General features: G+C 71.3%; 12 protein-coding genes. 9 read left to right on the top strand and 3 right to left on the bottom strand.

The genetic code is table 11. The features are described from left to right. Nucleotides 1-133: 133 nt before the first annotated feature. The 8 genes from OU416_RS04685 (at nucleotide 134) to OU416_RS04650 (ending at nucleotide 7,321) form a co-directional block, all read left to right on the top strand. Nucleotides 134-1,108 (top strand): LacI family DNA-binding transcriptional regulator, encoded by a 975-nt coding sequence (locus OU416_RS04685; RefSeq protein WP_270926072.1) that lies wholly within the window; start codon nucleotides 134-136, stop codon nucleotides 1,106-1,108. Next, complete coding sequence (locus tag OU416_RS04680; RefSeq protein ID WP_270925569.1) at nucleotides 1,105-2,148, top strand: class I mannose-6-phosphate isomerase; 1,044 nt, start codon at nucleotides 1,105-1,107, stop codon at nucleotides 2,146-2,148. The genes OU416_RS04685 and OU416_RS04680 overlap by 4 nt, the downstream gene beginning before the upstream one ends. After that, nucleotides 2,145-2,909 carry an ATP-binding cassette domain-containing protein gene (locus OU416_RS04675; RefSeq protein ID WP_270925568.1) on the top strand — a complete coding sequence of 255 codons (765 nt, stop codon included), beginning with the start codon at nucleotides 2,145-2,147 and terminating at the stop codon, nucleotides 2,907-2,909. Before OU416_RS04680 ends, OU416_RS04675 begins: the two co-directional genes overlap by 4 nt. Continuing rightward, nucleotides 2,909-3,952 carry an ABC transporter permease gene (locus OU416_RS04670; RefSeq protein WP_270925567.1) on the top strand — a complete coding sequence of 348 codons (1,044 nt, stop codon included), beginning with the start codon at nucleotides 2,909-2,911 and terminating at the stop codon, nucleotides 3,950-3,952. The genes OU416_RS04675 and OU416_RS04670 overlap by 1 nt, the downstream gene beginning before the upstream one ends. Before the next feature lie 39 nt (nucleotides 3,953-3,991). Then, nucleotides 3,992-4,969, top strand: coding sequence for an ABC transporter substrate-binding protein (locus OU416_RS04665; RefSeq protein ID WP_270925566.1), 978 nt, complete (start codon nucleotides 3,992-3,994; stop codon nucleotides 4,967-4,969). 113 nt (nucleotides 4,970-5,082) lie between these two features. Next, a complete protein-coding gene (locus OU416_RS04660) occupies nucleotides 5,083-5,268 on the top strand; it encodes a hypothetical protein (RefSeq protein ID WP_270925565.1) in 186 nt (61 codons plus the stop codon). Between the two features lie 169 nt (nucleotides 5,269-5,437). Further along, nucleotides 5,438-5,857 (top strand): TipAS antibiotic-recognition domain-containing protein, encoded by a 420-nt coding sequence (locus OU416_RS04655; RefSeq protein WP_270925564.1) that lies wholly within the window; start codon nucleotides 5,438-5,440, stop codon nucleotides 5,855-5,857. Nucleotides 5,858-6,001: 144 nt separating this feature from the next. Continuing rightward, nucleotides 6,002-7,321, top strand: a complete 1,320-nt coding sequence (locus OU416_RS04650; protein ID WP_270925563.1) for a DNA polymerase IV — start codon at nucleotides 6,002-6,004, stop codon at nucleotides 7,319-7,321. Between the two features lie 185 nt (nucleotides 7,322-7,506). Here the strand turns inward: OU416_RS04650 and OU416_RS04645 are convergent, their stop codons facing one another. The 3 genes from OU416_RS04645 to OU416_RS04635 form a co-directional block, all read right to left on the bottom strand. Further along, nucleotides 7,507-8,271, bottom strand: coding sequence for a hypothetical protein (locus OU416_RS04645; RefSeq protein ID WP_270925562.1), 765 nt, complete (start codon nucleotides 8,269-8,271; stop codon nucleotides 7,507-7,509). Between the two features lie 144 nt (nucleotides 8,272-8,415). Beyond that, complete coding sequence (locus OU416_RS04640; protein ID WP_270925561.1) at nucleotides 8,416-9,603, bottom strand: acetyl-CoA C-acetyltransferase; 1,188 nt, start codon at nucleotides 9,601-9,603, stop codon at nucleotides 8,416-8,418. A 236-nt stretch (nucleotides 9,604-9,839) separates the two neighbouring features. Next, on the bottom strand, nucleotides 9,840-10,844 hold the full coding sequence (locus OU416_RS04635) for a hypothetical protein (protein ID WP_270925560.1): 1,005 nt from the start codon (nucleotides 10,842-10,844) through the stop codon (nucleotides 9,840-9,842). A gap of 130 nt (nucleotides 10,845-10,974) precedes the next feature. Between OU416_RS04635 and mce the strand changes: the two genes are divergently transcribed. Then, nucleotides 10,975-11,421, top strand: a complete 447-nt coding sequence (gene mce / locus OU416_RS04630) for a methylmalonyl-CoA epimerase (RefSeq protein ID WP_270925559.1) — start codon at nucleotides 10,975-10,977, stop codon at nucleotides 11,419-11,421. Nucleotides 11,422-11,657 lie beyond the last annotated feature (236 nt).

The raw sequence follows: 11,657 nt of genomic DNA, 5'->3' as shown, positions 1-11,657 counted from the left end.
CCGATCGGTTGCCGTTGCGGGGCCGGGTGGCAGCAATGGCGCGCGGCGGCATTGACAGCGGGTTCCGCGGTGGGGTGCAATGCCGCTCGCCATGACAACGTTGTCTGACTCCGGGAACGTCCGGCGCGCCACCATGAGCGACGTGGCGCGGCTGGCGGGCGTGAGCATCAAGACCGTGTCGCGGGTGGTCAACGCCGAGAGCGGCGTGCACCCGGCCACGGCGGAGCGCGTGCTGTCCGCGATCGACCAGTTGGGGTTCCGGCGCAACCTCAGCGCCCGCAACCTCCGGCGCGGCACCGGGACCGGGACGCTGGGCCTGGTCCTGGAAGACCTCGCGAACCCGTTCTACTCGGTGCTCACCCGCGCGGTGGAGGAAGTCGCGCGGACGCACGGCAAGCAGGTGCTCACCGGTTCGTCCGATGAGGACCCGGCGCGGGAGCGCGAGCTGGTGCTGGAGTTCTGCGCGCGGCGCGTCGACGGGCTGATCGTCGTTCCCGCCGGTCACCAGCACGGCTACATCGCGCACGAGATCAACGCGGGCACCCCGGTGGTGTTCGTGGACCGCCCGCCGGGCAACCTCGACGCCGACGCCGTGCTCATCGACAACTCCGGCGGCACCGCGCTGGCCGCGCAGCACCTGGCCGAGCACGGGCACCGGGAGATCGCATTCCTCGGCGACGCGCCGGAGATCCACACCGCCGCCGAGCGGTTGCGCGGGTTCCGCGAGGGCTGCGCCCGGGCCGGGGTTCCGTTCGAATCCGATCTGGTGCTGATGGGCCCGCACACCGACGAGTCGGTGGCCGAGGCGCTGCGCACCACGCTGCGGCGCGCGACCGCGCTGGTCACCGGCAACAACCGGATCACCATCCACGCCCTGCGCGCCTTGGCGGGTCGGCCCGACCGGCCGGCGCTGGTGGGCTTCGACGACTTCGAGCTCGCCGATCTGCTGGATCCGCCGATCACGGTGGTCACCCACGAAACCAGCGCGCTGGGCCGGTCGGCCGCCGAGCTGCTGTTCTCGCGGCTGGACGGCGACCGCTCCCCGCCGCGTCGGATCGTCGTCCCCACCCAGCTGCTGGCCCGAGGTTCTGGAGAGGTTGCACGGTGAGTTCTGTCCACGATGACCAGTCGGCGCGAGCGGTCGTCCTGCCCGCCAACCAGCCGAAGCAGTTCTACCGCGGTGGCGCGTCCATCGCGGCGCTGCGCGGCGGTGGTGATGATCGCGAGTTCGGCCCGGAGGACTGGGTCGGCTCCACCACGACGCGGTTCGGGCAGCCCGAATCGGGTCTGTCCCGGCTGCCCGACGGGCGCTGGCTGCGCGACGCGGTGCGCGAAGCTCCCGAGCGGTGGCTGGGTTCCGAGCACGTGGCCGCGTTCGGCGACAGCACGGCGCTGCTGGTCAAGCTGCTCGACGCGGGGCAGCGGCTGCCGGTGCACTGCCACCCCTCGGACGGCTTCGCCCAGCAGCACCTGGGTTCGCGGTTCGGCAAGACCGAAGCGTGGATCGTGGTCGGGACCAGCGGGGCGAACCCGGTGGTGTACCTGGGTTTCCGCGACGACGTGGCTCCCGAGGTGGTCGAGCACTGGGTGAGCACCCAGGACTCCTCCGCGATGCTGAGCTCGCTCAACCAGATCCCGGTGCGGCCCGGTGACACCGTGCACGTGCCCGCCGGCGCCCCGCACGCGATCGGCGAGGGCGTGTTCATCGTCGAGCTGCAGCAGCCGACCGATTTCTCCATCACGTTGGAGTGGCGGGGTTTCCTGAGCGACGCCGAGAGCGCGTTCCTGGGCATGGACCAGCGGACCGCGCTGCAAACGCTCAACCGGAGCGGTTTCGGCGATGCCGCGCTCGCGTCTCTGATCAAGCGCACCGCCGACCAGGACGCGGCGCGGGTCGGGCTGCTGGCCGACGACGCCGCGCCGTTCTTCCGGGCCGACCGGCTGCACGGCGCGGTCGAGCTCGAGCCCTCCTTCGGGGTGCTGATCGCGCTGTCGGGCAGCGGGAAGCTGCGCACGGACAGCGGCGGCGATCTCACGCTGCGGCGCGGGAGCACGGCGGTGATCCCGCACGCTGCCGGGGCCGCTCAGCTGGAAGGCGATCTCACCCTGGTGCACTGCCGCCCACCCTCCGCTGGGAGCCGGATATGACCGAACCACTGCTGGAAGCCCGCGACCTGGTCAAGCGCTACGGCGGTGTGGAGGCGCTGCGGGGCGCGTCGTTCACCGTCCACCCCGGCGAGGTGGTGGCGCTCATCGGCGACAACGGGGCAGGAAAGTCCACGCTGGTCAAATGCCTTTCCGGGGTGGAGCAACCGGATTCCGGGCAGATCCGGGTCGCCGGTGAACCGGTGGTGCTGGACTCGCCCGCCACCGCTCGCGCGCACGGCATCGAAACCGCCTACCAGGACCTCGCGGTCGCCCCGGACCTGGATCCGGCCGCGAACCTGTTCCTGGGCCGGGAGCTGCGGCGCCCAGGGCTGCTCGGCAAGCTCGGCATGCTGGACAAGGCTGGGATGCGCGCGCAGGCCGCCGAGCAGTTCGCCAAGTTCGGGGTCTCGCTGCCGGATCTGACCGTGCCGATCGGGTCGTTGTCCGGTGGTCAGCGGCAGAGCGTCGCGGTGGCCAGGTCGGTGGCGTGGGCGGACAAGCTGGTGTTCATGGACGAGCCGACCGCCGCGTTGGGCGTCGTGCAGCGCGAACGCGTGCTGGAGGTCATCCGCCGGGTTCGCGACAACGGCATCGCGGTGGTGCTGATCAGCCACAACATGCCGGAGGTCCTGTCGGTGGCGGACCGGGTCGAGGTGCTGCGCCTCGGCAGCCGGGTGGCGCGGTTCAACGCCGCCGAGGCGACCCTGGAAGACCTCGTCGGTGCGATGACCGGCGCGCTGGCGCAGGAGGACGCGAGCTGATGCCCACCCAGCAGGAAACCCAGAAGTCCACTGTGGAGGAAGCGCCGCGGGGCAAGGGCGCCGGCGCGCGGCTGGCGTCCTCCAACACGCTGTGGACCGGCTTGGTGCTGATCGCGCTGTGCGTGCTGTTCGGCGCGCTGCGCCCGGACGCCTTCCTCACCCTGTTCAACGCGCAGAACCTGCTGGTGCAGGCCGCGCCGCTGCTGATGCTCGCGGTCGGCATGACGTTCGTGATCATCACCTCCGGCATCGACCTGTCGGTGGGCTCGGTGCTGGTGTTCTCCGGTGTCGTCTCGGCGATGACCATGGAGGGGCTCAGCGGCGGTGACGCCACGGATGCGGGCTGGGGCGTGATCGCGATCGGCCTGGTGGTGGCGCTGGTCGGCGGCGCGCTGTGGGGCGTGCTCAACGGGCTGCTGGTCGCCGTGGCCCGCGTGCCCGCGCTGATCGTCACGCTGGGCTCGTTCGGCGCGGCACTCGGTGCCGCTCAGCTGCTCACCAACGGCATCGACGTGCGCACCGTGCCCAGCACGCTGCGCACCACGCTCGGCACCGGGACGTCGTTCGGGATCGTGCCGAACCTGGTGATCCTGGCCGCGCTGGTCACGCTGCTGGCGATCTGGCTGTTGCACACCACGGCCTTCGGCCGCTACACCTACGCGATCGGCTCCAACGCCGAAGCCGCCCGCCGCAGCGGGATCAAGGTCACCCGCCACCTCATCGCCGTCTACACCCTGACCGGCGTGCTCGCCGGGCTGGCCGGTTTCATGTCGCTGGCCTACTTCGGCACCACCACGATCAGCGGGCACAGCAACGACAACCTCAACGCGATCGCGGCGGTCGTGCTGGGCGGCACCAGCCTGTTCGGCGGCATCGGCACGGTGCTGGGCAGCGTCATCGGCGTGTTCATCCCGGCAGTGCTCGACGCCGGGTTCGTGATGGCCGGGGTGCGGCCGTTCTGGCAACCGATCGCGGTCGGCGCGGTGCTCGTCGCGGCGGTCTGGCTGGACCAGCGCCGACGACGTGCGCGCAACAGCCGCTGAAGTTCTTCGACCCACAACGGCGTGTGGAGGGTGATTCGGATGAGAACTCGCAAGACGGTGCTCGCGGTGGGCGCGGCCCTGCTGCTGGCGGGCTGCGGGTCCGGCCAGATCGGCGACACCGGGGGCGGCCAGACCGACCCGAACAACAAGGACCTCGCGCTGATCACCGGGATGCGCGGCGAACCGTTCTACGTCTCCATCGAGTGCGCGGCGCAGGAAGCGGCCGCCTCGGCGGGCTACCGGATCAACGTGCAGGCCCCGGAGAAGTTCGAGCAGGCCGAGCAGTCGCAGATCCTGGGCGGCATCGTCAGCACCAAGCCCGGCGCGGTGATCATCGCCCCGACCGACGACAAGGCGCTGGCCGCGCCGCTGCAGCAGGCCAAGTCCAACGGCATCCAGGTCGTCGAGGTCGACACCGCGCTGGAGGACCGCTCGATCGCGGTCACCTCGCTGTCCTCCGACAACTACGCGGGCGGCCAGCTCGCCGCGCAGACCCTGGTGCAGCTGGTCGGCGACAAGCCGGGATCGGTGCTGGCGCTGAACACCAAGGCGGGCACCTCCACCACCGACGAGCGCGCCAAGGGCTTCGAGGAGGAGATCGCCAAGCACCCGAACCTGAAGCTGCTGCCGACCCAGTACACCGAGAACGAACCGGCGACCGCGGCCCAGATCGTCTCGGCGACGCTGGCCGCCAACCCCGACCTGGTGGGCGTGTTCGGCACCAACCTCAACACCGGCGAGGGCGCGGCGACCGCGCTGTCCAACGCGGGCAAGTCGGGCCAGGTGCAGCTGGTCGGCTTCGACGCCAGCCCCAAGCAGGTCGACGACCTGCGCAACGGCCGGGTCCAGGCGCTCATCGCGCAGAACCCGGGCAAGATCGGCGCGGAAGGCGTCCAGCGCGCGATCGCGGCGATCAAGGGCGAGCCGGTCGAGCCCGAGACCAAGACCGAGATGATCGCGATCACCCGCGACAACATGGAGCAGCAGAGCCAGTACTTCTACAAGTCCAGCTGCTGATCGCGGACCGAGCCCCGGACCCCGGAGTCCGGGGCTTTCGCGTGCCGCCGGGCGTTGCGAGGATGGGAACTTTCCTGTCACCGGGCCGCCCGGTGCGCGGCTACCGTGGGGGCATGGCTTCCTTCGGTGAAATCCTCCCCGGGCGCAAGTTGAAGCACGAGGGCGACGAGACCGGTATCTCGCAGGGGCACGATCCGGGTGGCCCGCTGGACCTGGAGCGGGGCGTGGTCTACCTCGCGCCGCCCGCGCAGGCCGACTCCGGCGAGCGCGACGACACCGGCTCCGAGCGGCGGGATTGATCGGCGTCACAGGCCGGTAGCGGATCTTCACAATCACCCGCGGTGCCCGCATTGCTCCGTTAATGTGCCACGGGCAGATGAACATCGTTAGCGAAATCGTGGAGCGATGATCACTGCCTGTGCTCTGTCGGAGTGCCCGCACCCGCGCGGATTTGGAGGAAGGGACGCCGTGCAGCCGGACAAGGTGTTTGGGAATCCCGGTCTCGACCAGGCCGAGGCCGTCGAGGACGGAACCGCCCTGATCGGGAACATGATGCCCGCCGGCGTCAAGGGCCCCGTCACCCCGCAGCAGCGGCAGGCGATCGCGCACCGCATCGGCCAGGACTGGAACCGGATCAGCTCCAGCATCGCCGAGCTGTTCGCCACCGGTGTGCCCAGCAACGATCCCCGCACGCAGCAGGTCGTCGGCGAGCACTGCCGCTGGATCGGCAACTTCTGGACCCCGGACCGGGCCTCCTACCTGCGGCTGGCCGAGATGTACGTGAACCAGCCGAAGTTCCGCCGCCGCATCGAGCGCCGCAAGCCCAAGGGCATGGCCGACTACCTCCGCGAGGCGATGATCACCTACGCCTGGGCCAACCTCCGCTGACCTGCGCTTTCCGGGGCGCGGTGACAGGAAGGTTCCCATCCTCGCAGCGGCCCGGCGCGGGCTCGGTGACAGGAAGGTTCCCATGCTCGCACCCCGCTCCACCTGCGGCGGCGACTGTCAGGGCGATCCCGTTGAATGGTCGCCATGCGGAGGTGGGTGCTGCACGTGGACATGGATGCGTTCTTCGCATCCGTGGAGCAGCTGACCCGACCCACCGTCCGGGGCCGTCCGGTGCTGGTCGGCGGGCTCGGTCCGCGCGGCACCGTGGCAGGCGCCAGCTACGAGGCCCGCGAGTACGGGGCGCGTTCGGCGATGTCGATGGCCGAGGCCCGTCGCCGCTGCCCGGTGGCGGTGGTGCTGCCGCCGCGGTTCCGCGTCTACCAGCTGGTGAGCCAGCGGGTGCTGGGCATCGTGCGGGAGGTGTCCGACGTCGTCGAGCAGGTGTCGGTGGACGAGGCGTTCATGGAGCCCGCTGAGCTGGCCGGTGCGTCCACCGAGCGCGTCGAGCACTTCGCCACCCAGCTGCGCGCTCGGGTGCAGCGCGAGGTCGGGGTCACCGCGTCGATCGGCGCCGGGCCGGGCAAGCAGCTCGCCAAGATCGCTTCCGACCTGGCCAAGCCGGACGGGATGCTGGTGGTGCCCGCCGAGGAGCAGCTGGAGCTGCTGTCCGCGCTGCCGGTGCGCAAGATGTGGGGCATCGGGCCGGTGACCGAGTCCAAGCTGCACCGCATCGGGGTGCACACCATCGGCGAGCTCGCCGATCTGCACCTCGGTGACGTGGTTTCGCTGCTGGGGCAGGCGCACGGCACCGAGCTGCACCGGCTCGCGCACGGCATCGACGAGCGGCCGGTGGCGGAGCGGGCCGAGGCCAAACAGGTCAGCGCCGAGACCACCTTCGACGTCGACATCACCGACCGGGTCGAGCTGCAGTCGGAGGTGCTCGGGGTCGCCGAGTCGGCGCACCGCAGGCTGGTGTCCTCCGGCCGGGCCGCGCGCACGGTGACCATCAAGGTCCGCGACTCCGACTTCACCACGATCAGCCGCGCCGAGACCTTCACCTCGGCGACCAGCGATTTCGGCGCGCTTTCGGCCGCCGCGCGGCGGTTGCTGCCGATCGCGGTGCCGCCGGGGACGCCGGTGCGGCTGGTCGGGGTGTCCTACTCGGGGCTGGCGACCTCCGAGCAGGAACCGCTGTTCGGCAACCCCGCCGACGAGCACGATCCGGCGGAATCCGCGCCGCAGCCGGTGTCCCGGCCCGACCCGGAGCCGGAGGTCCGGCAGTGGCGGGCCGGTGACGACGCGGCGCACGCGGAGTTCGGGCACGGCTGGGTGCAGGGCGCCGGGCACGGCCGGGTCACGGTGCGGTTCGAGACCGCGGCCACCGGGCGCGGGGTGGCCCGGACGTTCGCCATCGACGACCCGCAGCTGAGCGCGGCGGACCCGGCGGACAGCCTCGGCTGGTGATTCCGCAGGCTTTGGGAGCGGGTTCAGTCCTCGTCTTTGAAACGCCGACCAGTACACGGCGGCCGGGAGGAACCCCAGAGGGATGGGCGGAGTGACCCCGTCATGCAAGAGACTGGGCGCCCGGAGTCCAGGCGGACGCTGAGGTTCCGCTACCCGCACCGCCACGCAGGGCGAGCGGCAGGAGTTCAGTCCTGCCGCGGTTTCGGCAGCTGGCGGCGGTAGTGGCCGACCCACTTCTGCGGGGCGATGTCCTGCACCGCTGCCTCCAGGGTCTTCGGCACCCGGCTGAACGGCGGCAGGTGGAACCGGTAGCGCTCGTCGGGCATGCCGGGCATCGACGCCGGTTCGGTCACCCGCCAGCGCTCCAGCTCCGGGTGCCGGGCGGCGAAGCCCGGGTCGGCCGGGTAGATCTCCAGCGCCTTGCGGCGCTCGGGCGAGACCGGGCGGCGGTTCTCGATCCAGGGCAGCGCGCCGATGCCCGCGGCCTTGATCTCGGCCCAGGGCACGCCGAAGACCTGGCCGTAGGTGCGCACGTAGAAACCGCTGCGGTCGATCAGGAAGCCGCGGCCGCTGAACATGCCGCGGGAGCCGTTGATGAACCACAGGAAGATCACGCCGAAGACGAGCTGCCAGATCCACAGGCCGACGGTGCTGCCCTTGTTCACCAGCGTCGCCGCGATCAGCACCGTGAACAGCCCGCTGATGCCGCCGCCGATGAGCAGCGTCCGGAAGCTGCTGGCGCTGACGTCGACGTCCTGCGCCTCAGCGCCGAGGACGACGGGCCGGTGCCCGGCGCCCGGCTGCACCCGCGTGGTCGGTTCCTGCATCTCGGGGCGCTCCGAGGTGTACCGGGCGGTGCCACGTCCGACGATCGGGCCGGCAGGCACTGTCTGCCGCTCCCGGTTCTCGACCCGGTCGGCACGGTCCCATCCGCCTGGAAGCCACTTCATGCCGTCCAGGGTAGCCCCGGCCGATCTAGTCGATCATGGTTCGGGGCGGATTTCGGGGTTGTCCTCCGGGAGATCTCAGGGTTCTCGTCCGGCGGCGGCGCAGCCCGTCCTCGGCGCTCGCGCCGCCGCAGGTAGACGAGTTCGTCAGGCCGCCGGCACCTTGAGGATCAGGGCGTCGCCCTGACCGCCGCCGCCGCACAGCGCGGCCGCGCCGACCCCGCCGCCGCGGCGCTTGAGCTCCAGGGCGAGGTGCAGCGCCAGCCGCGCACCGGACATGCCGATCGGGTGGCCGAGGGCGATCGCGCCGCCGTTGACGTTGACCTTCTCCTCGTCGAGGCCCAGCGCGCGGGCGGAGACGATGCCCACCGCGGCGAACGCCTCGTTGATCTCCACCAGGTCCAGGTCCGCGGCGTCGATGCCCGCCTTGGCGCAGGCGGCCTTGATCGCGTTGGAGGGCTGCTCGTGCAGGCTGGCGTCCGGGCCGGCGACGACGCCGTGCGCGCCGATCTCGGCGATCCAGCTCAGCCCGAGCTCTTCGGCCTTGGCCTTGCTCATCACCACGACCGCCGCCGCGCCGTCGGAGATCTGCGACGCCGAACCGGCCGTGATGGTGCCGTCGGGGGCGAACGCCGGGCGCAGCTTGGCCAGGGACTCGGCGGTGGTGCCGGGGCGGACGCCCTCGTCGGTGTCGACGACCACCGGGTCGCCCTTGCGGCGCGGCACCTCCACCGGGACGATCTCCTCGGCGAAGATCCCCTTCTCGGCCGCGGCGGCCGCGCGCTGGTGCGAGCGGGCCGAGAACGCGTCCTGCTCCTCGCGGGTCACCGCGTGGCGGGCGTTGTGCTTCTCGGTGGACACACCCATCGCGACCTGGTCGAACGCGCAGAACAGGCCGTCGTGGGCCATGTGGTCGAGCATCTGCACGTCGCCGTACTTGAAGCCCTCGCGGGAGCCGGTCAGCAGGTGCGGGGCCTGGGTCATCGACTCCTGCCCGCCGGCCACCACGACGTCGAACTCACCGGCGCGGATCAGCTGGTCGGCCAGCGCGACCGCGTCCAGCCCGGACAAGCACACCTTGTTGATGGTCAGCGCGGGCACGTCCATCGGGATCCCGGCGGCGACCGCGGCCTGCCGCGCGGGGATCTGCCCGGCGCCCGCGGTCAGCACCTGCCCCATGATCGTGTACTCGACCTGGTCGGGGCGGACGCCGGCGCGCTCGAGCGCGGCCTTGATCGCGAAGCCGCCGAGCTGGGCGCCGGAGAAGTCCTTGAGCGACCCCAGCAGTCGCCCCATCGGGGTCCGCGCACCAGCGACGATCACCGAACTGCTCACGACTACCTCCCGGTCTCCGCCACGCCTCGTCGCGCCGCACCGACACCATCATGACCCGGCGCGCACCACCGGGACCATACCCGCGATGGCACCCCGTGCCGCGTGTGACGACTGCCATACGGGTGGGGTGACAGGAAGGTTCCCATCCTCGCACCGCCCCCGGCCCGCAGTGCCAGAACGCGGAACGCGCTCGCCCGGCGAGCAGCCCCGCCGGGCGAGCGCGGAATCAAGCCGTCTCAGCAGTTGCCGGAACCGGTCGTCGTGTCGCAGAGCCCGGAATCGGCCGCCCAGTAGAGCTTGGTGCGGGCGTTGACGCCGAGCTCGCGGGAGGCCACCACGTCGGTGGACGCGCCGGAGTCCTCCTTGAGCCAGTAGCGGACTTCGTAGTCCGTGCCGGACTTGGTGTAGGAGAAGACGTAGAACGGGTCCGGGACCGGCGCGGGGCCGTAGTCCGGCACGGTCCAGGCGTCCTCGCCCTGCGCCGAGGCCGGGTCGACGTACAGGCAGTCGTACTCGGCGCCTTCGTAGGTGCAGGTGCGCATCTCGGCTCCGCCGTAGCGGTCGACGGTGGCGTCCTTGACCACGCCGTCGGTCTTCAGCCGCTGGTAGATCGACTCGCAGGCGCCCTGGTCGCAGGCGTGCCAGTCCGTCCACGCGGTCGCACGGGCTTGCGCCGCGGTGGCGCCGCCGTCGACCGCCTTGCAGTACTTGCCGACCATGTACGGGGCCATCTTCCCCGCCGCGCCGACCGAATCGATGGCGGTCGCCGCGGTCTCCTCCGCGCCCAGGCCTGCCGAGTCGAGCTGCCAGATGCCGACGCCGGGGTTGAAGAACAGTCCCTCGTCGCGCTGTTCGGGGTCGGCCAGGGAGGTCTGGTCGTCGTAGCGCGACAGCGTCATCGGCGATGGCGAGTCACCGGAGCCGGACACCTCCGGCCAGGTCGGGGAGAGCACCAGGTCGGTGGCGTCGGCGGCGCTGATCTCGCAGGACGCCTTCCCCGCCGCATCGGCGGCCGCCGAGCTCACCGCTTCGTAGGGTTCCGCGCCGAACTTCAGGTCGCCGAGGCGGACCCAGGCCCGGTCGCGGCGCAGGTCGTCGGCCGTCGGGTTGTCGCCTCCTCCGCCGCTGGGAACGCCGTCGCCGCCGGCCGCCAGGGCCGGTGCGCCGAGTCCCAGCACCAGTCCGATCGAGGCCAGCAGCACTGCGGATCTGCGGGCCGGTCCACGTTGCCTTCTTTCCATGCGCGCCCCTCTCATGTGAATCAGCCACATGTTCGTGCGAAGCAAGGTCACCTGACTCCGCCCATCGGGGCAATTCGATCTTCCGTTTTCCACGCTTTTCCCAGCCAACGGCCGCGGTTAGGGTGCGGGCATGCGAGCAGAACTCAACGGCCTGGTCACCGCGGTCGACCACGTGGGCATCGCGGTCCCGGACCTGGAGGCGGCGATCGCCTTCCACCGGGAGACCTTCGGCCTGGAAGTCACCCACTCCGAGGTCAACGAGGAGCAGGGCGTGCACGAGGCGATGCTGCGCGCCCCCGGTGACGCGACCGGCGCGACGCAGCTGCAACTGCTCGCGCCGCTGCGGGAGGACTCGGCGATCGCGAAGTTCCTGGACCGCAGCGGCCCCGGCCTGCAGCAGCTCGCGTTCCGGGTGACCGACGTCGAGGCCGCCATGTCCGCGCTGCGCGCCAAGGGCCTGCGGCTGCTCTACGACGAGCCGCGCCGCGGCACCGCCAACAGCAGGATCAACTTCGTGCACCCCAAGGACGCCGGCGGCGTGCTCGTCGAGCTCGTGGAGCCCGCCGAGGTCCACTGAGGACACTGTCGGCGCAGCCGTCCGCGCCTGATAAGCGGCGGCAGCCGCTTCGAGTACGCATGCAGGTCGACCACCCGCGGGTACGGTGGCCCGCCACTGGGTGGCTCTCTAGGCGAGGACGGCCCCTCCGCCGTGTATTCGTTCATACATCAGGAGGGGCACCCGCAGTCCAGGGAAGCACTCAGGTTCCGCCAAGCGACCACCTGGGCAAATCAACCACCAACAGGCTCTGCGGA

Origin of the sequence: Saccharopolyspora indica (assembly GCF_027853965.1) — a bacterium.
GTDB lineage: Bacteria > Actinomycetota > Actinomycetes > Mycobacteriales > Pseudonocardiaceae > Saccharopolyspora > Saccharopolyspora indica.
Note: the sequence above shows the minus strand (reverse complement) of the source record. Positions and strands in the feature narration are given on the sequence as shown.